The organism is Streptomyces toyocaensis, assembly GCF_000725125.1.
Lineage (GTDB): Bacteria > Actinomycetota > Actinomycetes > Streptomycetales > Streptomycetaceae > Streptomyces > Streptomyces toyocaensis.
The window spans coordinates 86639-111028 of record NZ_JFCB01000004.1; the positions used below are offsets into that span (position 1 = coordinate 86639).

Annotated in this window: 19 protein-coding genes and 1 riboswitch; of the genes, 11 read left to right on the top strand and 8 right to left on the bottom strand. The window is 72.0% G+C overall.

The window, feature by feature from the left end; translation table 11 throughout:
- Positions 1-22: 22 nt before the first annotated feature.
- Positions 23-250 carry a DUF7455 domain-containing protein gene (locus tag BU52_RS07190; RefSeq protein ID WP_037929995.1) on the bottom strand — a complete coding sequence of 76 codons (228 nt, stop codon included), beginning with the start codon at positions 248-250 and terminating at the stop codon, positions 23-25.
- Positions 251-690: 440 nt separating this feature from the next.
- Here BU52_RS07190 and BU52_RS07195 point away from each other — a divergent pair, with 440 nt between their 5' ends.
- From BU52_RS07195 to BU52_RS07205, 3 genes are all read left to right on the top strand, one after another.
- A complete protein-coding gene (locus tag BU52_RS07195) occupies positions 691-2814 on the top strand; it encodes a DNA gyrase/topoisomerase IV subunit B (protein ID WP_037929998.1) in 2124 nt (707 codons plus the stop codon).
- 97 nt (positions 2815-2911) lie between these two features.
- Positions 2912-3370 (top strand): DUF485 domain-containing protein, encoded by a 459-nt coding sequence (locus BU52_RS07200; RefSeq protein ID WP_037930002.1) that lies wholly within the window; start codon positions 2912-2914, stop codon positions 3368-3370.
- The gene (locus tag BU52_RS07205) at positions 3367-4959 is read left to right on the top strand and encodes a solute symporter family protein (protein ID WP_037930005.1); all 1593 of its coding nucleotides are present in this window, start codon (positions 3367-3369) and stop codon (positions 4957-4959) included. The genes BU52_RS07200 and BU52_RS07205 overlap by 4 nt, the downstream gene beginning before the upstream one ends.
- Positions 4960-5050: 91 nt before the next feature.
- Here the strand turns inward: BU52_RS07205 and BU52_RS07210 are convergent, their stop codons facing one another.
- The 5 genes from BU52_RS07210 to BU52_RS07225 all read right to left on the bottom strand — a co-directional run bounded on the left by BU52_RS07210 (position 5051) and on the right by BU52_RS07225 (position 9702).
- Positions 5051-5731 carry a response regulator gene (locus tag BU52_RS07210; RefSeq protein ID WP_037930007.1) on the bottom strand — a complete coding sequence of 227 codons (681 nt, stop codon included), beginning with the start codon at positions 5729-5731 and terminating at the stop codon, positions 5051-5053.
- On the bottom strand, positions 5728-7401 hold the full coding sequence (locus tag BU52_RS07215; RefSeq protein WP_037930010.1) for an ATP-binding protein: 1674 nt from the start codon (positions 7399-7401) through the stop codon (positions 5728-5730). Before BU52_RS07215 ends, BU52_RS07210 begins: the two co-directional genes overlap by 4 nt.
- A 104-nt stretch (positions 7402-7505) precedes the next feature.
- Positions 7506-8444 (bottom strand): sucrase ferredoxin, encoded by a 939-nt coding sequence (locus BU52_RS07220; protein ID WP_037930012.1) that lies wholly within the window; start codon positions 8442-8444, stop codon positions 7506-7508.
- 115 nt (positions 8445-8559) lie between these two features.
- Complete coding sequence (locus tag BU52_RS33305; protein ID WP_235216275.1) at positions 8560-8799, bottom strand: hypothetical protein; 240 nt, start codon at positions 8797-8799, stop codon at positions 8560-8562.
- Positions 8800-9102: 303 nt separating this feature from the next.
- Complete coding sequence (locus tag BU52_RS07225) at positions 9103-9702, bottom strand: DUF6082 family protein (RefSeq protein WP_037930014.1); 600 nt, start codon at positions 9700-9702, stop codon at positions 9103-9105.
- Positions 9703-10021: 319 nt separating this feature from the next.
- On the opposite strand from BU52_RS07225, the gene BU52_RS07230 reads away from it, so the two are divergent.
- Positions 10022-11068, top strand: coding sequence for a CobW family GTP-binding protein (locus BU52_RS07230; protein WP_407702030.1), 1047 nt, complete (start codon positions 10022-10024; stop codon positions 11066-11068).
- A gap of 112 nt (positions 11069-11180) precedes the next feature.
- Here the strand turns inward: BU52_RS07230 and BU52_RS07235 are convergent, their stop codons facing one another.
- Positions 11181-13640 (bottom strand): DNA gyrase/topoisomerase IV subunit A, encoded by a 2460-nt coding sequence (locus BU52_RS07235; protein WP_037930020.1) that lies wholly within the window; start codon positions 13638-13640, stop codon positions 11181-11183.
- Positions 13641-13997: 357 nt separating this feature from the next.
- Between BU52_RS07235 and BU52_RS07240 the strand changes: the two genes are divergently transcribed.
- The 4 genes from BU52_RS07240 (at position 13998) to BU52_RS07255 (ending at position 18807) form a co-directional block, all read left to right on the top strand.
- On the top strand, positions 13998-15374 hold the full coding sequence (locus tag BU52_RS07240; RefSeq protein ID WP_037930023.1) for a M16 family metallopeptidase: 1377 nt from the start codon (positions 13998-14000) through the stop codon (positions 15372-15374).
- Positions 15371-16759 (top strand): M16 family metallopeptidase, encoded by a 1389-nt coding sequence (locus tag BU52_RS07245; protein WP_037930025.1) that lies wholly within the window; start codon positions 15371-15373, stop codon positions 16757-16759. The genes BU52_RS07240 and BU52_RS07245 overlap by 4 nt, the downstream gene beginning before the upstream one ends.
- Positions 16760-16960: 201 nt before the next feature.
- Positions 16961-17124, top strand: a riboswitch (cyclic di-AMP (ydaO/yuaA leader).
- A gap of 12 nt (positions 17125-17136) precedes the next feature.
- The gene (locus tag BU52_RS07250) at positions 17137-17910 is read left to right on the top strand and encodes a M23 family metallopeptidase (protein ID WP_037930027.1); all 774 of its coding nucleotides are present in this window, start codon (positions 17137-17139) and stop codon (positions 17908-17910) included.
- 189 nt (positions 17911-18099) lie between these two features.
- Positions 18100-18807, top strand: a complete 708-nt coding sequence (locus BU52_RS07255; protein WP_037930030.1) for a GntR family transcriptional regulator — start codon at positions 18100-18102, stop codon at positions 18805-18807.
- A gap of 163 nt (positions 18808-18970) precedes the next feature.
- On the opposite strand, the gene BU52_RS07260 is transcribed toward BU52_RS07255, so the two are convergent.
- The gene (locus BU52_RS07260) at positions 18971-19252 is read right to left on the bottom strand and encodes an HPr family phosphocarrier protein (protein WP_037930033.1); all 282 of its coding nucleotides are present in this window, start codon (positions 19250-19252) and stop codon (positions 18971-18973) included.
- 177 nt (positions 19253-19429) lie between these two features.
- Between BU52_RS07260 and BU52_RS07265 the strand changes: the two genes are divergently transcribed.
- From BU52_RS07265 to BU52_RS07275, 3 genes are all read left to right on the top strand, one after another.
- Positions 19430-22450: a bifunctional acetate--CoA ligase family protein/GNAT family N-acetyltransferase gene (locus BU52_RS07265; protein ID WP_037930360.1), complete on the top strand. Its 3021-nt coding sequence runs from the start codon at positions 19430-19432 to the stop codon at positions 22448-22450.
- A 69-nt stretch (positions 22451-22519) separates the two neighbouring features.
- The gene (locus BU52_RS07270) at positions 22520-23107 is read left to right on the top strand and encodes a DUF5998 family protein (protein WP_037930036.1); all 588 of its coding nucleotides are present in this window, start codon (positions 22520-22522) and stop codon (positions 23105-23107) included.
- Complete coding sequence (locus tag BU52_RS07275) at positions 23107-24351, top strand: alkaline phosphatase family protein (protein ID WP_037930038.1); 1245 nt, start codon at positions 23107-23109, stop codon at positions 24349-24351. The genes BU52_RS07270 and BU52_RS07275 overlap by 1 nt, the downstream gene beginning before the upstream one ends.
- Positions 24352-24390 lie beyond the last annotated feature (39 nt).

Sequence of the window (24390 nt, forward strand, 5' to 3'; positions counted from 1 at the left end):
GCTCGTCGTCGGACGCGAGGCGTCAGCGCTCTTCTTCGGGGGCGGGCGCGGGAGCGGTGAGTCGCTCCGTCTCGTCCTGTATCTCGGCGGCGATCTTCTTGAGTTCCGGCTCGAACTTGCGCCCGTGGTGGGCGCAGAAGAGCAGTTCTCCGCCGCTCAGCAGGACGACGCGCAGGTATGCCTGGGCGCCGCAGCGGTCGCAGCGATCGGCGGCCGTCAGCGGGCTCGCGGGGGTCAGAACAGTAGTCACGTCGCCTCTTCTCTAGCTCGACGAGCTGTCGTACCAGGGTCAACATCCAACCAGCCCCAAAACGTTCCCGCTCGTGGCTTCTCTTCGAAAAAATTCTTCCGAAGTGGGTGGCTGTTGCCGGTTGGCGGCGAATGTGCCGTAGTGCGTGTCTCTGTGTCGTACGGATTCGCGTTCGTATCGGTGGTCGGCCCTCCCGGCTGGGTTGCCGGTTGTTCATGAGGACGTGCCCGGAGCCTAAATGGTTCATGCCTGGAAGGGAACGTGATGTGTGCTTCACTCCATCGAGGGATCGAACACGCATACGACACTCGACTAGGGTGGGCAGGGACGAGGGTGGCGTTACAACGGCTCTACCAGGCCTCGGTACCCTCTCACCGGTGACTGACGCCGCGCCCTTACCCATGAGGGCCCCATCTGAAATTCAGCGAGGAGCGAACCGCGTGACCGCCGAGACGTCCGTGCCGTCCACAGCGCTGCTGGCAGGAGCAGACCGGGACGGGTCCAACTACACCGCGCGGCACCTGCTCGTCCTCGAGGGGCTCGAGGCCGTGCGGAAGCGCCCCGGTATGTACATCGGATCCACCGACAGCCGTGGACTGATGCACTGCCTCTGGGAAATCATCGACAACTCCGTCGACGAGGCCCTCGGGGGCTACTGCGACCACATCGAGGTGCTCCTCCACGACGACGGCTCGGTGGAGGTCCGGGACAACGGCCGGGGCATCCCGGTCGACGTCGAGCCCAAGACCGGCCTCTCCGGTGTCGAGGTCGTCATGACCAAGCTGCACGCCGGCGGGAAGTTCGGCGGCGGCTCGTACGCCGCCTCCGGCGGTCTGCACGGCGTCGGCGCCTCCGTCGTCAACGCCCTCTCCGCGCGGCTCGACGTCGAGGTCGACCGCGGCGGGCACACCCACGCGATCAGTTTCCGGCGCGGTGTGCCCGGCGCCTTCGCGGCCCTGGGCCCGGACGCGAAGTTCGAGGCCGGAAGCGGACTGCGCAGGACCAAGAAGATCCCCAAGACCCGCAGCGGCACCCGCGTCCGCTACTGGGCCGACCGCCAGATCTTCCTCAAGGACGCCAAGCTCGCCCTCGAGACGCTGCACCAGCGCGCCCGGCAGACCGCGTTCCTCGTGCCCGGCCTGACCATCGTCGTCCGTGACGAGTACGGGCTCGGCGAGGGCGGCAGCAAGGGCGAGGAATCCTTCCGCTTCGACGGAGGCATCAGCGAGTTCTGTGAGTTCCTGGCCACCGACAGGCCGGTCTGCGACACCCTCCGCTTCACCGGGCAGGGCACTTTCAAGGAGACCGTCCCCGTCCTCGACGAGCACGGCCAGATGACGCCCACCGAGGTCACGCGCGAACTCGGCGTCGACGTCGCGATGCGCTGGGGGACCGGCTACGACACCACGCTCAGGTCGTTCGTCAACATCATCGCCACGCCCAAGGGCGGCACCCACGTCGCCGGCTTCGAACAGGCCGTCGCCAAGACGATGAACGAGGTGCTGCGCGCGAAGAAGATGCTGCGCGTGGCCGAGGACGACATCGTCAAGGACGACGCCCTCGAGGGCCTCACCGCGGTGGTCACGGTCCGCCTGGCCGAGCCCCAGTTCGAGGGGCAGACCAAGGAGGTCCTCGGCACCTCGGCGGCCCGCCGCATCGTGAACACCGTGATCTCCAGGGAGCTCAAGGCGTTCCTGACCTCCACCAAGCGTGACGCCGCACAGCAGGCCCGCGTCGTCATGGAGAAGGCCGTCGCCGCGGCCCGCACCCGCATCGCGGCCCGCCAGCACAAGGACGCCCAGCGCCGCAAGACGGCGCTGGAGTCCTCCTCGCTGCCCGCCAAGCTCGCCGACTGCCGCAGCGACGACGTCGACCGCAGCGAGCTGTTCATCGTGGAGGGCGACTCCGCGCTCGGCACCGCCAAGCTCGCCCGGAACTCCGAGTTCCAGGCCCTGCTGCCGATCCGCGGGAAGATCCTCAACGTTCAGAAGTCGTCCGTGACGGACATGCTGAAGAACGCCGAGTGCGGCGCGATCATCCAGGTCATAGGGGCCGGGTCGGGGCGGACCTTCGACATCGACACCGCTCGCTACGGCAAGATCATCATGATGACCGACGCCGATGTCGACGGCTCCCACATCCGCACGCTGCTGCTGACCCTCTTCCACCGCTACATGCGGCCCATGGTCGAGGCCGGCCGGGTGTTCGCCGCCGTGCCGCCGCTGCACCGCATCGAGCTGATCCAGCCCAAGAAGGGCCAGGACAAGTACGTGTACACGTACTCGGACCGGGAGCTGCGCGACAAGCTCATGGAGTTCCAGAGCAAGGGCGTGAGGTACAAGGACTCGATCCAGCGCTACAAGGGCCTCGGCGAGATGGACGCCGACCAGCTGGCCGAGACCACCATGGACCCGCGCCACCGCACCCTGCGCCGGATCAACCTCACCGACCTGGAGGCCGCGGAGCAGGTCTTCGACCTCCTCATGGGCAACGACGTCGCCCCGCGCAAGGAGTTCATCTCCAGCTCCGCGGCGACACTGGACCGGTCCCGCATCGACGCGTAGCCGTCGCACGCGGGCCGTGCACGGTCCAGTCACCTGATGGGGTGAACAGGAACGGGAAGAAGAGTCGGGGATCTTCCCGTTCTGTCCATCCTTGGGCATGCAGCCAAGCAATGCGGGGGACGTGAGCTACGACGATCCCTGGTACGACGCCCTGGCCTCGGGCTGGGGCGAGTCGCCCCGAGCGGCGGGAGCGCCCTCGGCACGATGCGAACAGGACACCGCGGCGGCCGCCGACGTGTACCTCGAGATACAGCGCAGCGCGGCCTTCCAGGAGGTGCGCGGCCGGTACCGGCGGTTCGTCGTCCCAGGGGTCGTGATCTTCTTCGCCTGGTACCTGGCGTACGTCGTGACCGCGACGACCGCGCCGGGGCTGATGGCACGGCCCGTCGCGGGCGCCGTGAACCTGGGCATGCTCGCCGGACTCGGCCAGTTCCTCACCACCTTCGTGCTCACCTGGGCCTATGTGCGTCACGCGCGCTTGCGCAGGGACCGGGCGGCGCTTCAGCTGCGCTGGGACACCCAGGAGCTGGCGCGGGGCAGAGGCGGTGCCTCGTGACGGACGATCACCAGACCTCGGCCCTGCTGCTGTTCAGTGTGTTCGTCGCCGTCACACTGGGCATCACCACCTGGGTGAGCCGCCACCGGCAGGGTTCGGCCGAGGAGTTCTACGCGGGTGGCCGGCTCTTCTCACCGATGGAGAATGGTTTTGCCATCGCGGGCGACTACATGTCGGCCGCCTCCTTCCTCGGCATCTCCGGACTCATCGCGCTCGTCGGCTACGACGGGATGCTCTACTCGGTGGGCTTCCTGGTGGCCTGGCTGGTGGTCCTGTTCCTGGTCGCCGAACTGGTGCGCAACTGCGGGCGGTTCACGCTCGCCGACGTGGTCGCGGCACGCATGCGGGAACGGCCCGTGCGCATCGCGGCGGGAACCTCCTCGGTCACCGTGTCCGTTCTGTACCTCGTGGCGCAGATGGTGGGCGCGGGCAGCCTGGTCGCGCTGCTGCTCGGCGGCACCGGCGAGGCCGCGCAGGCGTGGACCGTCGTCGGCGTCGGCGTCCTCATGGTGATCTACGTGTCGCTGGGCGGGATGCGTGCCACCACGTGGATCCAGATCGTCAAGGCGGTCCTGCTGCTCGGCGGCACCGTCGCGCTGACCGTCCTGGTCCTGTTGCGGTTCCACGGCGACATCAACCGGCTGCTGCACACCGCGGCCGGGCGCAGCGGGCACGGGGACGCGTTCCTGGCGCCCGGGCTGGCCTACGGCGGGGACTGGACCGCGCGGCTGGACATCATCAGCCTCGGGCTCGCCCTGGTCCTCGGCACGGCTGGGCTGCCGCACATCCTGTCCCGCTTCTACACGGTCCCCACCGCGCGGGCGGCGCGGCGCTCGGTGGTCTGGGCGATCGGGCTCATCGGCGGCTTCTACCTGATGACGATCGTGCTCGGCTTCGGGGCCGCCGCCGTCATCGGACCGGACGCCGTGCGCGCCTCGCACGCGTCGGGGAACACGGCGGTGCCCCTGCTCGCCCTCGACCTGGGCGGCGGCGCCGGCACCACGGGCGGGACGGTGCTGTTCGCGATCGTCGCCGCGGTCGCCTTCGCCACGATCCTCGCCGTGGTCGCCGGGATCACGCTGGCCTCCTCGGCGTCCGTCGCGCACGATCTGTACGCCTCCCTGCGACGCCGGCGCGGCACACCGCGCAGCGAGGTGGCCGTGGCCCGGGTCGCCGCGGTCGGCATCGGCCTGCTCGCGATCGCCCTCGGCCTGCTGGCCCGTGACCTCAACGTCGCGTTCCTCGTGGGCCTCGCCTTCGCCGTGGCCGCGTCCGCGAACCTCCCCGTGCTGCTCTACTCGCTGTTCTGGCGCCGCTTCACCACGCGCGGAGCGGTGTGGTCCGTGTACGGAGGGCTGGTCCCGGCCGTGGCGCTGGTCCTGCTGTCCCCCGTGGTGTCGGGCGGCCCCGACGCGCTCTTCCCCGGCGCCGACTTCCAGCTTTTCCCGCTGCAGAATCCTGGGCTGGTCTCCATCCCGCTGGGCTTCCTCGCCGGCTGGCTCGGCACGGTCACGTCGGCCGAGGTCCCCGACGAGGCCCGGCACGCGGAGACCGAGGTGCGTTCACTGACGGGCGCGGGGGCGGTCTAGGGACGGTCGGGGCGCCGGCGGAGACGTACGGCGCCGGCATCCGTAAGGAAGGAAGGCACGGTTCTTTCCCCCGCCCCCATGGGCCGTGTCCTCAGGCGCGGGTCGCCCACACGTAACGGTGTTCCGGGCGGCCCGCGTCGCCGTACCTGAGGGTCAGCGTGGCCCGTCCGGTGCGCTCCAGGAGCTTCAGATAGCGCTGGGCGGTCTGGCGGCTCACCCCGGTGCGCCGGGCGATCTCCTGGGCCGACAGCGGGCCCTCGGCGTTCATCAGGGACTGCCGGACCAGTTCCGCGGTGGTGGGGGAGTGCCCCTTGGGCAGCGAGGGTTCGGCCGGCGCCGACAGCGCGCCGAAGATGCGGTCCACCTCCGCCTGCTCCGCCTCGCCGCCGCCGTCGAGGGTACGGCGCAGTTCCGCGTACGCCTCCAGTTTGGCCCGCAGCCCGGCGAAGGCGAACGGCTTGACCAGGTACTGCAGCGCGCCCTGGCGCATCGCCGCCTGCACGGTGGACACGTCACGGGCCGCCGTCACCATGATCACGTCGGTCTGGTGGCCGAGCCGGCGCATCTCCCGGACGACCTCGAGCCCCGTCCCGTCGGGCAGGTAGTGGTCCAGGAGGACGAGGTCCGGCCGGGGCACTGCCGCCAGGGCGGCGAGTGCCCCGGCCGCGCCGTGTGCCGTGCCGGCGACACGGAAGCCCGGCACCTTGTCCACGTAGGCGGCGTTGACCCGCGCGACCCGCACGTCGTCGTCCACCACCAGGACCTCGATCATCGTGACTCCTCCTCGGCGGTCCGCGGGGCGGGGGCCCCGGTGAGCGCGGGTCCCGCGCCCGGTTCGGTCAGGGCCTCGGGCAGGACCACGGTGAACTCCGCGCCTCCGCCCCGCGCCTCCCCCACGCTCGCCCTGCCGCCCTGCCGCTCGGCGAGCCTGCGCACCAAGGACAGTCCGATGCCCCGTTCACGGTGGGCCGGGGGCTCCTTGGTCGACCAGCCCTCGGCGAAGATCACCTCGCGCCGGTCGGATGGGACCCCGGGCCCCGTGTCCCGCACCATAAGGACCGCCGTACGCCCCTCGGCGCGCAGTTCGACCTCCACGCGTGCGTGCGGCGTCCCGGCGGCGGCGTCCAGGGCGTTGTCCACCAGGTTGCCGACGACGGTGACGAGTCCCCGGGGGTCGACGAGCCGGTCCGGCAGCCGGGTCCGGTCCGAGATCCGGAGGGCCACCTGGCGCTCCGCCGCGACCGTCGCCTTGCCCACCAGCAGGGCGGCGAGAAGCGGGTCGTGGATCTTCTCGGTGACCTGCTCCGACGTGGCCCGGTGGTCGCCGACGACCTCGCCCACGAACTCCAGGGCGTCGTCGTACATCTCCAGCTCCAGCAGGCCGAGCAGCGTGTGCATGCGGTTGGCGTGCTCGTGGTCCTGGGCGCGCAGCGCGTCGATCAGCCCGCGGGTGGAGTCCAGCTCCCGGCCGAGCCGGTCCACCTCCGTGCGGTCGCGCAGGGTGGCCACGGCGCCGCCGTCGTCGGTCGGCATGCGGTTGGCGACCAGGACCCGCCGGCCGCGGACGGTGAGCAGGTCGGTGCCGGTCACCCGGCCGGCCAGCACGTCGGAGGTGCGTCCCGCGCCGAGCGCCTCGTCGGGGGAGCGGCCGACGGCCTCCTCGCCGATCCCCAGCAGGCGCTGCGCCTCGTCGTTCAGCAGGCGGACGCGGCCGCCGCGGTCCAGGGCGACGACCCCCTCCCGGATGCCGTGCAGCATGGCCTCGCGCTCCGCGAGCAGGGCCGCGATGTCGGAGAAGGCCAGGTCGCGGGTCTGCCGCTGCACCCGCCGGGAGATGAGCCAGGCCGCGAACGCGCCCACGGCCAGGGCACCGCCGGCGTAGGCGAACAGGCCCGGGATTGCGTGGATCAGCCGCGCACGGACGCTGTCGTAGGCGATGCCGACCGAGACCGCGCCGACGATCTCGCCCTCGTCGTCCCGCAGTGGCACCTTGCCCCGCGCGGAGCGGCCCAGGGTGCCCTCGTCGATCTCCATGACCTCGTGCCCGGCGAGCGCCTCGCCGGGGTCGGTCGACACCAGACCCCCGATCCGTCGCGGGTCGGTGTGCGACCAGCGCACGCCCCGCTCGTCCAGCACCACGACGTACTCGGCGCCGGTGGCCGTCCGGATGCGTTCCGCCTCCCGTTGCACCGGTCCGTCCGGCGTCGGTGCCGTGCTCCGCAGGTCGTCCGCGATCCGCTGCTGCTGGGCGGTGGTCTGCGCGATCGCGAGCGCCCGGCGCATCGCCTGGTCGTCCAGCTGGTCGCCGAGCGGTGCGAGGAACAGGCCGGTGGCGAGCACCGCGACCCCCGCGGCGATCGCCAGCTGCATCAGCAGGACCTGCGAGAACACCCGCCGCGGCAGGCCGAGGCGCAGACGGCGTGCGGGGGGAACGGAACTCATGCCCAAGACGGTACGTGGCGGGGTGCCGGCTGCCGCGGGGGTGTGGCGGGGATCTCCCGGGCACCCCTGCCGTGTCCCGCCGGTCAGCTCGCCTGCCGCGGCGGTCAGCTCGCCAGCGCCGCCACGGTCACCTCGCGGACGTCCACCACGTCCATCCGCGCGGGCGAGCCCAGGACCGATCCGCAGCTCTCCGGACGGGGTGGCAGGGACGCCCCCTGGGCGACCTCCACCAGCCAGCGCCGCCCGTCCGCGTGGGCGACGGTCACTTCCCAGCGGGGCCCTGCGCCGTCCGTCCGTACGACGCTCAGCGCCTCCGCGGCGTACTCGCCCACCGCGCGCCGGACGGCCAGCTCGGCCGCCTGGCCTGGCCGCTCCCAGGCGGAGGCGCCCCGGCACCCCTCGACCACGATCCGGCCCTCCCGCGCGCCCTGCAGCACGCCTTTGACGGCATGCGCCTCGGCCCTGCCGTACGCGTAGCCGTACGGCAGGACGAGCACCGTGGGCGAGAAGCGGTGACCGCCGAGGTGGGTGACCTCCCAGACGCCCTCGACCTCCGAGGCGGCGAGCTCGGCCGCCAGGGGCCGCCCGAGCAGCGCGCAGCAGCGGTCCCGCTTGCCGTTGGTGCAGACGAGGGCCAGCGGGTCGCCCTGGTGGGGCACGCCGCCGAGCGTCGCCGCGAAGCTTTCGGGTTCGCCGCGGCCGAGCGCGGCGAAGTCGAGATCGAGCAGCCGTTCGGGGTCCGTGACGGTGGCGGTGTGCAGCCACACGTTTCCCGGAACGGTGTGGGCCACGTACATCCGGCGGGTGGCGGGCACCCGGCGGTCCGCGTGACGCCCGGGGCGGCGAATGAGCGCGATCCGCACCCCGGTGCCCTGCGCGGCGGACTCCAGGGTCCGGCCCAGCGCGGGATCGAGGTGACTCGACGTGAGCGCCTTGGCACCCCACGGCCCGGGCTGCTCCAGCAGCAGCCAGGTCCTCGCGGTGGCCGCGGTCCCGGCGACCGGCTCGTCGAGCTCGCGGGAGAGAGCTGAGCACGTACTCACAGAGGTGAGCCTAACCTGACTTGCCTCCAGGTGGCTCGCTGACCCATCCGTGTCCGCTCCGTCCGGCCGGAAGGGCCTGCGCCCGTTCGTGGCGGACGCAGGCCTTTCCCGGTCGTCAGGCGTCTGGGATGTCCGCCTTGGCCCGGATCAGTGTCTCGCGGCTGATCACGACGATGTTTTCGTAGTCGGCTCGCGCCGCGTCCGGGGGAAGTTCGGGATCGAGGCGTGTGGTGGCCTCGGTGCCGATAACGGCGAAATTACCGTCGGAGAGTTCGAAGATGTCCGGGCAATTCTGACCGGTCTGACATCCTCGGGCCCGTGGAGAGGGCCCGATCCGACGGACAATGTGACTCACGTGCTGTCCTTCCGGTTTCCAGGCTGCACCCCTTGGAAACAGTGCCTGGACCGGATCTGGTGGTGCAGCACAGCTGCTGCACCAGGAACGAACGTGTGACTACGCGTCAGGTGCGGACTATTTTTAGCGTTTTCTGCGGGTCCTGGCAACGAGGTCGGAGGTTCCGGAGGTGGCGTGTGGGTGCGCGACCTGCCGCGCGCCCGGACGGGAGAGTCTCCTTCGCGCACGCCTGCCACGGCTTTGCCGATATTTGACCCGAAAAAGTGCGGGCGTCCCGCCCGCCGGCGCGTGCCGGCAGGCACCTCAGGCCTCGGGAGGCATGGTGCCGGGGGGTGGCCCGTCGGGCGGCAGTTCGCCGACCACCCACCATTCGTCGCTGTCCGACTCCTCGAGCTGCCGCAGGAGGCGGTCGACGAGGAATCCGAGCCGCGCTTCCTCGCTCGCGCTGTCGAGGGTCGACCTGTGGTGCTCCGTCGCGTGCCAGTATTCACGGCAGATCGGATTCTGGAACATGCCGCGCACCGACCCGTAGAATTGCTCCCGACTGAGGTTGCCGATGCGGTAGTTGAACACCATGCTGGTGTACATCGCGTTCGCGTAGAGGAATTGCCTTTGTTTCTTCGGAGGAACCGTCGGATCGTACGCGTCGAGCACCTCCATCAACGCGGAGTTCTCATCGTCCATAGCCTTGCTCAGCAGTTCCCAGTGCAGCCGGTGCTGGTGGGCGAGAGCCGCCGTGCGCTGGGCGTCGCCCGCAGCGCGCTCCAGGCGTTCGAGTCGCTCGCCGAGTGCGCAGCCGCTGCGCTGATGGGCCGCCAGCGCGGTGACGGCGCCCGCGAGAAAACCCATCCCCGCCGCGGCAAGGGGAAGAAACCTTCCTGCTGCGGCATTCCTTGTGGCCATGTCAATTACCCCCGATCGGGCCGCCGTCCGCCGGTCGTCGGGTGGCGTGGGTGGTGGGAGGGACCGGCGAGCGGTGGGCGGCGCTTGCCGCCTTCCAGGGTGCCGAGCGGCTCTGATCGGCGGGAAGGCGGAGAGGAAGGCGCACGGAGGAAAGGAGGGTCGCACACACCGGCGCCATGCCCAACGTCTGCCCCGCACACGCTGGTAGGAATCGTGCACTTCGCGCCGGTCGGAGTCGCTCGTATCCTGGGGCGCCGGTGGAGTCGTCGGAGGTACGCCGGGGCGCATGGCGGCGTACACGAGTGGGAGAGGGCGCGTCGTGGAGCGGAACAGCGGTCGGCACGTTCCGGTGGTCGTTCTGGCCGGGTTTCTGGGTTCGGGGAAGACCACCCTGCTCAACCATCTCCTCCACCGCAGCGGTGGCAGTCGTATCGGGGCCGTCGTCAACGACTTCGGGGCCGTCGAGATCGACGCCATGGCCGTGGCCGGAGCCCTTGGGGACTCGACCGTGTCGCTCGGCAACGGGTGTCTGTGCTGTGCCGTCGACAGCAGCGAACTCGACGAGTACCTGGAGCGGCTCGCCCGGCCGTCCGCCGGGATCGACGTCATCGTCATCGAGGCCAGCGGCCTGGCCGAACCGCAGGAACTCGTGCGCATGGTGCTCGCCAGTGAGCACCCGGACATCGTCTACGGCGGACTCGTCGAGGTCGTGGACGCAGCCGAGTTCGACGACACCCGGGCCAGGCACCCCGAGATCGACCGGCACCTCGCACTCGCCGACCTGGTGGTCGTCAACAAGGTCGACCGGGTGCCGGACGCCGCGCGGGTGACGGGACTCGTCCGGTCCCTCGTCGACCGCGCCGCCGTGGTGCCCGCCACGCACGGCCGTGTCGACCCCGAGTTCCTCTTCGACTGCCGGCCGAGCGAGGAGCGCGTCGGGCAGTTGTCGTTCGACGACCTGCACCGTGACGACCGCGGGCACGACGGGCATCTGCACGCCGGGTACGACAGCCTCTCCTTCGTCCGCGGGCGTCCGCTGGATCCCCGGCGGCTGATCCGGTTCCTGGACAGCCGGCCCGCGGGGCTGTACCGGATCAAGGGCTACGTCGACTTCGGGCCGTACGACACCGGCAACCGGTATGCCGTGCATGCCGTGGGGCGCTTCCTGCGGTTCCACCCCGAGCCCTGGCCGGCCGGGGCGGAGCGGCTCACGCAGCTCGTCCTCATCGGGGCGGACATCGACACCGCCGCCCTCCACACGGAGCTGGAGGCGTGCCTGGGCGACGACGTCCCACACGCCGACGAGCAGGGCATGTGGGGCGTTCTGCGCTATGTCCGCCGGACGGCGGAGGACCCGGCGGCCTAGGCCGGCCCGAGCGCCCTCAGGACACCGGGCCCGCCCGGCCGAGTGCTCTCAGGACACCGGACCCGCCCGGCCGAGTGCTCTCAGGACACCGGGCCCGCCCGGCCGAGTGCTCTCAGGACACCGGACCCGCCACCACCGACACCGTCTTCTGCAGGGACACCCCCGAGCCGTCGCGGCGCGGGTCGGGGTCCGGGAGCGCCACCGCGGTGCCGTTCTTCTGGGCGGCACGCGCCGGCACCGGGCCCGCCCAGGCCAGCGACAGGCAGTCCTCGCCCTTCAGGAACCGCTGGCAGCGCACGCCGCCGGTGGCCCGGCCCTTGCGCGGGTACTGGTCGAACGGGGTGAGCTTGGCCGTCGTCTGGACGGAGTCGTCCAGCGTGCCGCGCGAGCCCGCGACCGTGAACACCACCGCGTCCACCGCCGGATCGACCGCGGTGAAGCTGATGACCTTCGCGCCCTCGGCGAGCTTGATGCCCGCCATACCACCCGCCGGGCGGCCCTGCGGGCGGACCTGCGCCGCCGGATAGCGCAGCAACTGGGCGTCGTCGCTGATGAAGACCAGGTCCTCCTCGCCCGTACGCAGTTCCACCGCGCCGACGATCCGGTCGCCCTCCTTGAGCGTGATGACCTCCAGCTCCTCCCTGTTGGAGGGGTAGTCGGGCACCACGCGCTTGACGACGCCCTGTTCCGTGCCGATCGCCAGGCCGGGCGACGCCTCGTCGAGCGTGGTCAGGCACACCACCTGCTCGTCGTCCTCCAGGGACACGAACTCGGCCAGGGGGGCGCCGCCCGAGAGGTTCGGCGTCGGCATCTCCTCGGGCAGCTGCGGCAGGTCCACGACGTTCAGCCGGAGCAGGCGGCCGGACGAGGTGACGACGCCGATCTCGCCGCGGGCCGTCGCCGGTACCGACGAGACGATCACGTCGTGCTTGACCCGCTTGGCGCGGGAGGTGTCGCCGAACGGCTCGTCGTTCGCCGTGCGGGCCAGCAGACCCGTGGACGACAGCAGGACACGGCACGGGTCGTCCGCCACCTGCAGCGGTACGGCGGCGGCGGACGCACCGGCCGACTCCAGCAGGAGCGTACGACGGTCGTTGCCGAACTTCTTCGCCACGGCGGCCAGTTCCGCGGACACCAGCTTGCGCAGCTCCGCGTCCGAGTCGAGGATCCGGGTCAGCTCCTCGATCTCCGCGTTCAGCCGCTCCTTCTCGGCCTCCAGCTCGATGCGGTCGTACTTGGTGAGGCGGCGCAGCGGCGTGTCCAGGATGTACTGGGTCTGGACGTCGCTGAGGGAGAAGCGCTCCACCAGGCGCTGCTTGGCCTGCGCCGAGTTCTCGCTGGAGCGGATGAGGCGGATGACCTCGTCGATGTCCACCAGCGCCGTGAGCAGGCCCTCGACCAGGTGCAGACGGTCACGCTTCTTGCCGCGGCGGAACTCCGAACGCCGGCGCACGACGTTGAACCGGTGGTCGAGGTAGACCTCGAGGAGCTCCTTGAGGCCGAGGGTGAGCGGCTGGCCGTCCACCAGGGCCACGTTGTTGATGCCGAAGGACTCCTCCATCGGCGTCAGCTTGTACAGCTGCTCCAGTACCGCTTCCGGCACGAAGCCGTTCTTGATCTCGATGACCAGGCGCAGCCCGTGCGCACGGTCGGTGAGGTCCTTGACGTCGGCGATGCCCTGGACCTTCTTCGAGCCGACCAGGTCCTTGATCTTGGCGATCACCTTCTCGGGGCCGACCGTGAAGGGCAGCTCGGTGACGACCAGGCCCTTGCGGCGCGCCGTCACGTCCTCCACCGTGACCGTCGCACGGATCTTGAACGTGCCGCGGCCCGTCTCGTACGCGTCGCGGATGCCGGAGAGGCCGACGATCCGGCCGCCGGTGGGCAGGTCGGGGCCCGGGACGTGCTTCATCAGGGCGTCGAGGTCGGCGTTCGGGTACCTGATCAGATGGCGCGCGGCCGCGACGACCTCGCGCAGGTTGTGCGGCGGCATGTTGGTGGCCATACCGACGGCGATGCCCGACGCACCGTTCACCAGGAGGTTCGGGAAGGCGGCGGGCAGGGCGACCGGCTCCTGCTCCTGACCGTCGTAGTTGGGCGCGAAGTCGACCGTGTCCTCGTCGATGGACTCGGTCATCAGGCTGGTGGCCTCGGCCATCCGGCACTCGGTGTACCGCATGGCGGCGGGCGGGTCGTCGTTGCCCAGCGAGCCGAAGTTGCCGTGGCCGTCGACCAGGGGGACACGCATCGAGAACGACTGGGCCATGCGCACCAGGGCGTCGTAGATCGACGCGTCGCCGTGGGGGTGCAGCTTGCCCATCACCTCACCGACGACGCGGGCGCACTTCACGTAGCCGCGCTCGGGCCGCAGGCCCATCTCGTTCATCTGGTAGACGATGCGGCGGTGCACCGGCTTCAGCCCGTCGCGCGCGTCCGGCAGGGCGCGGGAGTAGATGACCGAGTACGCGTACTCGAGGAAGGAGCCCTGCATCTCGTCGACGACGTCGATGTCGAGGATCTTCTCCTCGTACGAGTCGTCGGGCGGCGGGGTCTTCGTGCTGCGGCGGGCCATCGCTGCCGGCTCCTTGCTGAAGCGTGGGACGGGATCTGACGCGGACCATTGTGGACTGTTGCACTGACAGGCGGGACCAGGACCCGGCTCCGACCGGTCGGTTCGGCGGGTGCGGCGGCGCGAGCAGGGTACGCCGCGCGAGCGGCCCGTGCCGCACGCGGTCACGGCGCCCGTGGTCACGGCGTCCGCGTCCGGGCACGTCCACCACACCGGTACCACCCGCCCCAGCGGGTTCTCGCTCTCGGCGTAGCCGCCCCCGGGCGGGAACTTCGCCCGCCGTCCGCACGCTTGCATACAGTGGCAGGACCGGCAGAAACGGCGGTTTCAGACGACCGTCTCCGCAGTGAAGGGACGTACATGCCCATGGGTCACACGGCCACAGCCCAGGCAGGCTCCGGCGGCCTGACAGCGACCGAGCACCGCCTGGCCAACGGCCTGCGCGTGGTGCTCTCCGAGGACCACCTGACCCCGGTCGCCGCGGTGTGCCTCTGGTACGACGTCGGCTCACGTCACGAAGTCAAGGGACGCACCGGTCTGGCTCACCTCTTCGAGCACCTGATGTTCCAGGGCTCCGCCCAGGTGAAGGGCAACGGTCACTTCGAGCTGGTCCAGGGCGCCGGCGGCTCCCTCAACGGCACCACCAGCTTCGAGCGCACCAACTACTTCGAGACCATGCCCGCCCACCAGCTGGAACTCGCGCTCTGGCTGGAGGCCGACCGCATGGGCTCCCTGCTGACCGCCCTGGACGAGGAGTCCATGGAGAACCAGCGGGACGTCGTCAAGAACGAGCGCCGCCAGCGCTACGACAACGTCCCCTACGGCACCGCCTTCGAGAAGCTCACCGCCCTCTCCTACCCGGAGGGCCACCCGTACCACCACACGCCCATCGGCTCGATGGCGGACCTGGACGCGGCCACCCTGGAGGACGCGCGCCAGTTCTTCCGCACGTACTACGCGCCGAACAACGCCGTGCTCTCGGTCGTCGGCGACATCGACCCGGAGCGGACGCTCGCCTGGATCGAGAAGTACTTCGGCTCCATCCCGTCCCACGACGGCAAGCCCGCACCGCGCGACGGCGCCCTGCCCGACGTCATCGGCGAGCAGCTGCGCGAGATCGTGGAGGAGGAGGTCCCCGCCCGTGCGCTGATGGCCGCCTACCGGCTGCCGGAGGACGGCACGCGTGCGTGCGACGCCGTGGACCTGGCGCTCACGATCCTCGGCGGCGGCGAGTCCTCGCGGCTCTACAACCGGCTGGTGCGCCGCGACCGCACGGCCGTGGCCGCCGGGTTCGGCCTGCTGCGGCTCGCCGGAGCCCCCTCCCTGGGCTGGCTGGACGTGAAGACGTCCGGAGACGTGGAGGTGCCGGTCATCGAGGCCGCCATCGACGAGGAACTGGCCCGGTTCGCCGAGCGGGGCCCCACGGCCGAGGAGATGGAACGCGCCCAGGCCCAGCTGGAGCGCGAGTGGCTCGACCGGCTCGGCACGGTCGCGGGCCGCGCCGACGAACTCTGCCGGTACGCCGTCCTGTTCGGTGACCCGCAGCTCGCCCTGACCGCCGTCCAGCGCGTCCTCGAGGTGACGGCGGAGGAGGTGCAGGAGGTCGCCAAGAGCCGCCTGCGCCCCGACAACCGCGCGGTGCTCGTCTACGAGCCCGTCGCCCCGGACACCGAGGACACCGAGGAAGCCGCCGCAGCCGCCGGCAGCGACGAGAACAACGAGGAGGCGGCGAAGTGACCGAGCTCGCCACGATGGACTTCCACCCCCGGCCGCAGGCGGGCGAGGCCAAGCCCTGGGCCTTCCCGGCCCCCGAGCGCGGTGCCCTCGACAACGGCCTGACCGTCCTGCGCTGCCACCGCCCCGGCCAGCAGGTCGTCGCCGTCGAGGTGCTCCTCGACGCACCCCTGGAAGCCGAGCCGGAGGGACTCGACGGTGTCGCCACGATCATGGCGCGCGCCTTCTCCGAGGGCACCGACAAGCACTCCGCCGAGGAGTTCGCCGCCGAACTGGAACGCTGCGGCGCCACCCTGGACGCCCACGCCGACCACCCCGGTGTCCGCCTCAGCCTGGAGGTGCCGGCCTCGCGGCTGCCCAAGGGGCTCGGGCTGATCGCCGACGCCCTCAGGGCACCGGCGTTCGCCGACAGCGAGGTCGAGCGCCTCGTCCGCAACCGCCTGGACGAGATCCCGCACGAGCTGGCCAACCCCTCGCGCCGCGCGGCCAAGGAACTGTCCAAGGAGCTCTTCCCTGCGAGTTCGCGCATGTCGCGGCCGCGCCAGGGCACCGAGGAGACGGTCGCCGGCATCGACTCCCCGGCGGTGCGCGCCTTCTACGAGAAGCACGTCCGCCCCGCCACGGCGACCGTGGTCGTCGTCGGCGACCTCACCGGTGTCGACCTGGACGCGCTGCTCGGCGACACCCTGGGCGCCTGGACCGGCTCCCCGGGCCGGCCGCGGCCGGCTCCGCCGGTGGTCGCCGACGACACCGGCCGGGTCGTGATCGTGGACCGCCCCGGCGCCGTCCAGACGCAGCTGCTGATCGGGCGGGTCGGCCCCGACCGGCACGACCGTGTCTGGCCCGCGCAGGTGCTCGGCACGTACTGCCTGGGCGGCACCCTCACCTCCCGCCTGGACCGCGTCCTGCGCGAGGAGAAGGGCTACACCTACGGCGTGCGGTCGTTCGGGCAGGTCCTCAGGTCCGCCCCGGACGGCTCGGGCGCGGCGATGCTGGCCATCAGCGGCTCCGTCGACACGCCCCACACCGGCCCCGCCCTGGACGACCTGTGGAAGGTGCTGCGCACGCTCGCCGCGGAAGGGCTCACCGACGCCGAACGCGACGTCGCCGTGCAGAACCTGGTGGGCGTGGCGCCGCTCAAGTACGAGACCGCCGCGGCCGTCGCGAGCACCCTGGCCGACCAGGTGGAGCAGCACCTGCCGGACCACTACCAGGCCGACCTCTACCGGCAGTTGGCCGCGACCGGCACCGTGGAGGCCACCGCGGCGGTGGTGAGCGCCTTCCCGGTCGACCGTCTGGTGACCGTCCTGGTCGGTGACGCGGCGCAGATCAAGGCACCGGTCGAGGCCCTCGGGATCGGCGAAGTCACCGTCGTGACGGCCGAGTAGCGCGACGCCGGCGGGCACACGCGCACGGGCCCTGGCGACACGAACGTCACCAGGGCCCGCTTATGCCCGAATTGGGGCGGAGGTTGCCTGTCTGCCCTGTGGGATGCGCTACAAAACGCGCGATTCGTTTGGGGATTGCGGGCGGTCCCGCTTAGCTTCATCCGGGCTGTTCGTCGGGCAGTGCGCCGCACCCGCGGCAGCGGACAGCCATCGCCGAGTCCCCGTACGGCGCGAGCCAGGGGAGCCGGGGACCCATCCAGTCCCTGGGGTGAATCGGACGCCCGCGCGTGTCGCGAGGGGGTCCGTAGGAGACCTTCCTGCTCCGAACCCGTCAGCTAACCCGGTAGGCGAGAGGGAAGGAAAGGACCAACCTGTACATGGCGTTCACCCGCGCCACCGGGAAGCACCGCCGTCCCAGCCGCGTGCAGCGCGGCACCGCCCGCGCGGCGGGCGTCGCGGCCCTCGCCGGCACCGGCGTCGTCGGCTCCCTCGCGGCTCCCGCGCTCGCCGCCGGGCCCGCCACCGCGCAGACCGGCCTCACCCCCGTGGTCACCCTGGGCGACGCGGTCGCCGACCGGATCGACGCCCAGGCGGCCGCCCAGCACGAGGCCGCACGCGAGGCGGCCGAGGCCGCCGCGCGGAAGGCCGCCGAGGAGGCGGCGCGGGAGAAGGCGGCGGAGGAGGCCGAGAAGGCCCGCGCGGAGAAGGAACGCGCCGCGCGTGAGGCCGAGCGCGAGCGCCTCAACACCTTCGTCTCGCCGATCCCCGGCTCGTACGTCTCGACCGGTTACAAGAGCGGCGGCGCCGTCTGGTCGTCCGGCAGCCACACCGGTGTCGACTTCCACGCCGCGAGCGGCACCCCCGTCCAGTCGGTCGGCATCGGCACCGTCGTCGAGGCCGGCTGGGGCGGCGCGTACGGCAACCAGGTCGTCATCAGGATGAACGACGGCACGTACACCCAGTACGGGCACCTGTCGTCCATCGCCGTCTCGGTGGGGCAGCAGGTCACCGCGGGCCAGCGGATCGGCCTCTCCGGCGCCACCGGCAACGTCACCGGCGCGCACCTGCACTTCGAGGCCCGCACGGGCGCCGACTACGGCTCCGACCTCGACCCCGTCGCCTACCTCCGCGCGCACGGCGTCAGCCTCTGAGACGCGCGCACCCGCGCCAGACGAAGCCCCGGCTCCCGAGCCGGGGCTTTCGGCGTTCCGGGGGCGCCGCTCGTCCAAAAAATATGCATGGATTCCGGCCCGCCGTCGGAAATTGCCGTCGATTGCAATAGAGTCACGGAACGGACGTCAATCGTCGGCGTTTCACGGGGATTAAGCCGGAGGTCGGTCATGCGTATTCCCGCGCACTCGGTGTGCACGGCGATCCGGGACGACATCGTCGCGGGTGTCCACGAGCGCGGCAGCCGGCTCACCGAGGAACTCCTCGCCCGCCGTTACGGAGTCTCCCGCGTGCCCGTCCGCGAGGCGCTGCGCACGCTGGAGGCCGAGGGCTTCGTGGTGACGCGGCGGCACGCTGGCGCGTGCGTCGCCGAACCGTCCGAGCAGGAGGCCGCCGACCTGCTGGAGATGCGCGTGCTCCTCGAACCGCTCGGTGCCTTCCGCGCGGCCCAGCGCCGTACCGACGCCCACCTGAAGGTGCTGCGCGGCCTGGTCCGGCTGGGCCAGGAGCGCGCCCGCCAGGGCAACAGCGACGACCTGCGCTCCCTGAGCGGCTGGTTCCACGAGACGCTCGCCCAGGCCTGTGGCAGTCCGGCGCTGAGGGTGACGCTGACCCAGCTGCGGCACAAGATCGCCTGGATGTACGTCACCGAGGGACCGCCCGACCCGGTCGAGCACTGGTCGGAGCACGGCGTGATCGTGGACGCGGTGGCGCGCGGCGACGGCGACCGGGCGCGGGCCGTCGCGGCGCTGCACGCCGAGCGTGCGAGCGCCGGGCACCGGCTGCGTTTCGGCTCCGGCGCCGCCGGGCGCGCCGGCCGCGCGGGCCGTGTGAGGAACGCGCAACATCCCGTAAACATGCCGAGTCTGCGCCCTTAACACGGGTGACGTATACAAAAGAGGTGCACAACTCGGGGTCTTTTCTGCTGCCCTGAAAAGGGCGGAGCGGGAAAAGGGAAAGGCCCGCCCGGTGGTCCGGACGGGCCTTTCGGAGATTGTGGAGGCGTCTGTTGATTCAGCGCCCCGCGCCTTCTGTTTCCTTTCAGACGGTCTCGGGAAGCTCCTCGAGCCCCTCGGAGACCAGCTTCGCCAGCCGGTCCAGGGCGGCGTCGGCCCCCTCGGCGTCGGAGGCGAGGACGATCTCCTCGCCGCCCTGGGCGCCCAGGCCCAGGACGGCGAGCATGGAGGCCGCGTTGACGGGGTCGCCCCCGGCCCTGGCGATCGTCACCGGGACGCCTGCGGCCGTGGCGGCTCGGACGAAGATGGAGGCGGGGCGGGCGTGGAGACCCTCGGCCCAGCCGACGTTGACGCGGCGCTCAGCCATGTGTTGCTGCCCTTCGGTGTTCAGGGTTGTCTAGACCAGTTTCCCACATCGTGAAGCGTGCCGGGAGCGGCATGCGTGCCCGCTCCCGGTGACAGCCGGACCGCGGCCTCGGTCCGGCTGCCGTCCACCACACACTGCCTCGCGCCGTTGCCGTACGCGAGCCGTACTCTGGGGCTCATGCAGATCGCGTCGGACAGGCACGAGTATCCCGCCCACTGGGAGGCCGACGTGGTGCTGCGCGACGGTGGCACCGCGCGCATCCGCCCCATCACCGTCGATGACGCCGAGCGCCTGGTCAGCTTCTACGAGCAGGTGTCGGACGAGTCGAAGTACTACCGCTTCTTCGCGCCCTACCCCCGCCTGTCCGCGAAGGACGTCCACCGCTTCACACACCACGACTTCGTGGACCGGGTGGGACTCGCGGCCACGGTCGGCGGCGAGTTCATCGCCACCGTACGCTACGACCGGATCGGTCCCGACGGAACGCCCGCGGCTTCACCGGCCGACGAGGCCGAGGTCGCCTTCCTCGTGCAGGACGCCCACCAGGGCCGGGGCGTCGCCTCCGCGCTGCTCGAACACATCGGTGCCGTCGCCCGGGAGCGCGGCATCCGCCGGTTCGCCGCCGAGGTGCTGCCCGCCAACACCAAGATGATCAAAGTGTTCACCGACGCCGGGTACACCCAGAAGCGCAGCTTCGAGGACGGCGTCGTACGCCTGGAGTTCGATCTCGAGCCCACCGACCGCTCCATGGCCGTGCAGTACGCGCGCGAACAGCGCGCCGAGGCGCGCTCGGTGCAGCGGCTGCTCGCCCCCGGCTCGGTCGCCGTCGTCGGCGCCGGGCGCGCACCCGGCGGTGTGGGGCGCAGCATCCTCGACAACATCAGGGACGCCGGCTTCACCGGGCGGCTCTACGCGGTGAACAAGGCCTTCGCGGAGGACCGGAAGGAGCTCGACGGGGTCGCCGCGTACCGGTCCGTCCGGGCCGTCGACGGCCCCGTCGACCTGGCGGTCGTCGCGGTGCCCGCCGAGCATGTCCCCGAGATCGTCGCCGAGTGCGGCGAGCACGGCGTGCAGGGGCTCGTCGTGGTCTCGGCCGGTTACGCCGAGTCCGGGCCCGACGGCCGCGAGCGCCAGCGTGCCCTCGTACGGCAGGCGCGCTCGTACGGCATGCGGATCATCGGCCCGAACGCGTTCGGCGTCATCAACACGTCCCCGGACGTACGGCTGAACGCCTCGCTCGCCCCCGAGCCTCCCCGGCCGGGACGGATCGGCCTGTTCGCCCAGTCCGGCGCGATCGGCGTCGCCCTGCTGTCGCGCCTGCACCGGCGCGGCGGCGGCGTCACCGGCGTCACCGGCGTGTCCACCTTCGTCTCGTCGGGCAACCGGGCCGACGTCTCGGGCAACGACGTCCTCCAGTACTGGTACGAGGATCCCGACACCGACGTCGCCCTGATGTACCTGGAGTCCATCGGCAACCCCCGCAAGTTCACCCGCCTCGCCCGCCGGACCGCGGCGGCCAAGCCGCTCGTCGTGGTCCAGGGCGCCCGCCACGGCGCGGGGCCCCGGGGGCACGCCGTCCGGGCGACCCGGCTGCCCCACGAAACCGTGTCCGCGCTGCTGCGCCAGGCCGGGGTGATCCGCGTGGACACCATCACCGAACTGGTCGACGCGGGCCTGCTGCTCGCCCGCCAGCCCCTGCCGGCCGGGCCCCGCGTGGCGATCCTCGGCAACTCCGAGTCCCTGGGCCTGCTCACCTATGAGGCCTGCCTGGCCGAGGGGCTCCGTCCGCACCCCCCGCTGGACCTCACCACGGCGGCGTCGGCGGCGGACTTCCACGCCGCGCTCGCCCATGCGCTGGCCGACGACACCAGCGACGCGGTCGTCGTGACCGCGATACCGGCGGTGGGGGAGGGGTCGGTCGGTGACGCGGCCCTGGCCCAGGCGCTGCGCTCGGCCGCCGCCGCCGCTCCGGCCAAGCCGGTCCTCGTGGTCCACGTCGAACTCGGCGGCCTCGCGGAGGCCCTGTCGGCGGCGACCAGTACGGCACCCCAGCCGGCGGGCGCCCCCGCGCCGCGGACGGGCAACGGCCCGGCGGGGGAGCGCGACGCACCGCGGGGACACGCGGGAGCGGAGTCCCGGACGGCGGTGGACGGGACGGTGCAGGAACCGGACGTACGGCTGGACAACGCGCCCGCGCGTGCACCGGACGCACGGCCGGACAGCGCGCCGCGGGAAACGGGCGCACCGCGGGGCACGGCATCCCGGCCGTCCGGCGCCGCACCGTCGTCGGCTGCCGCGGGCGGCCCCGCGGCTCCCGTCGTACCTCCCGAGGGGGCCCACCTCATCCCCGCCTACCCCGCTTCCGAGCGTGCCGTCCGGGCCCTCGCCCAGGCCGTCGCGTACGCCCAGTGGCGGCGGGAGGCCGCCGAGCCCGGCAAGGTGCCCGAGTACGACGACATCGACGTCAGGGGCGCCGCCGCGCTCATCGACGGACTGCTCACACGCGGACAGGGCCTCACCCTCGCCGGTGAGGAGACCTGTGACCTGCTGGGCACGTACGGCATCCAGGTGCACCGCGCCCTGCCCGCACCCACCCCCGACGCCGCGGCCGGGGCGGCGCGCAGCCTCGGCTACCCCGTGGCCCTCAAGGCGACCGCCCCGCACCTCAGGCACCGCGCCGACCTGGGCGGCGTCCGTCTGGACCTGGCCGACGAGGACCAGCTCCGCCGGGCGTACGCCGAGTTGACGGAGCTGTTCGGTGCCCCGGCCGAGCTGCGCCCCGTGGTGCAGCGCATGGCACCGCGCGGCGTCGACACCCTCGTCCGCGCGGTCATCGACCCCGCCGCCGGAGCGGTGCTGTCCTTCGGTCTCGCCGGGCCTCCCTCACAACTGCTCGGGGACATGGCGCACCGGCTGATCCCGGTCACCGACCGGGACGCGACCTCTCTGGTGCGATCGATCCGGACGGCCCCGCTCCTGTTCGGCTGGCGGGGTTCGGCACCGGTCGACACCCCCGCGCTGGAGGAGCTGATGCTGAGGGTCTCGCGGCTGGTCCACGATCATCCGGAGGTCGTCGCGGTCACCCTGGAGCCGGTCGTCGTCGCCCCTCACGGCGTGAGCGTCCTCGGCGCCTCGGTACGCCTGGCCCCGCCGCCCGCCCGTGACGACCTCGGTCCGCGCACCCTCCCGGCGTACTGAGCCCGCCGGGGAGAGCGGACCGCGGTGAGCGGTGCCTCGCAGTCAGTGGTCCCCCGTAGGATGGGCGTCATGGCCAAGACCAGTACGACGACCCAGGGGCTGCGGGCGGCGATCGAGCGCAGCGGCTACTACCCGGCCCTCGTGGCCGAGGCGGTGGAGGCCGCCGTGGGCGGCGAGCCCATCCGGTCGTACCTGGTCCACCAGGAGACGACGTTCGACCAGAACGAGGTGCGGCGGCACGTCACCGTGCTCGTGCTCACCGGCAACCGCTTCATCGTCAGCCACACCGACGAGCAGGCCGCGGACACCACCTCCCCGACGCCCTACGCCACCACCTCCACGGAGTCGGTCAAGCTGAGCCGGATCTCGTCGATCGTGGTCAGCCGCGTGGTCGCCAACCCGGAGTCGTACACCCCCGGCACGCTGCCGCGCGAGATCGTGCTCACCATCGGCTGGGGCGCCGTCTCCCGCATCGACCTGGAGCCGGCCGCCTGCGGCGACCCCAACTGCGAGGCCGACCACGGCTACACGGGCAGCTCGACGGCCGACGACCTGAGCCTGCGCGTCAGCGAGGCCGGTGACGGGCCGGAGACGGTGCGCCAGGCGCTCACCTTCGCGCAGGCCCTGTCCGAGGCGACCGCGGACCCCACCCGCTGATGGCCCACCCGTCTCCCCCCGCCTCCCATGACCGAGGGCGCTCCGCGCCCGCCCCCCTCGATTCCGCGGTCTGGGACCATCCGGAACCGCTCTCCCTCGACTCCGCCCCCGTGCCCGAGTACGGCACCGGGTCGCTCGCCGACCTGCTGCCCACGCTCGCCGCAGGCCTGGGCGTTCCCGGCATGACCGCCGGCATCGGCGAGCTGACCCCCGCCGACCGGAACTGCGTATTCCTGATCGACGGCCTCGGCTGGGAGCAACTGCGCGCGCACCCGGAGGACGCCCCCTTCATGACGTCGCTGCTCGGCAGCTCGCGCGGCGGCACCGGCCGCCCGATCACCGCGGGCTACCCGGCGACCACCGCGACCTCCCTCGCCTCCGTCGGCACCGGCCTGCCGCCCGGCGCCCACGGCCTGCCCGGCTACACCGTGCGCGACCCGGACACCGGCGAGCTGATGAACCAGCTTCGCTGGCAGCCCTGGACCCCGCCCGCCGCGTGGCAGCCGTACCCCACCGTCTTCGAGCTCGCCCACCGCGCGGGCGTGCACGCCGCCCAGGTGTCCTCACCGACCTTCGCGAACACCCCGCTGACCAAGGTCGCGCTCAGCGGCGGCGCCTTCCACGGCAGGCTCTCCGGCGAGGACCGCATGGACCTCGCCGCCGCACAGCTGGCCGGCGCCGACCGCGCCCTCGTCTACACGTACTACGCCGAGGTCGACGGCGCGGGCCACCGCTTCGGCGTCGACTCCGACACCTGGCGCGGTCAGCTCGCCCACGTCGACCGGCTCGTGCAGCGCCTCGCCGAGCAGCTGCCGCCGCGCAGTGCCCTGTACGTCACCGCCGACCACGGGATGATCGACGTCCCCTTCGACGAGCAGCACCGCATCGACGTCGACGAGGACTGGGAGCTGAAGGCGGGCGTCGCTCTCCTCGGCGGGGAGGGCCGCGCCCGGCACGTGTACGCGGTCCCCGGCGCGGCGAACGACGTACTGACCTGCTGGCGCGAGGTGCTCGGCGAGCAGTTCTGGGTGGCCTCGCGCGACGAGGCGATCAACGCCGGCTGGTTCGGCCCCGCGATCGACGACCGCGTGTACCACCGCATCGGCGACGTGGTCGCCGCCGCGCGGGACGACGTCCTGCTGATCGCCTCGGAGCGGGAGCCCAGGGAGTCGGCGATGGTCGGCAACCACGGGTCGATGACCCCTGCCGAGCAGCTCGTCCCCCTGCTCGAAGTACGCTCCTGAGTCCCCGCACGCACACCCTTGCCGAAAGGTGCTTGACCT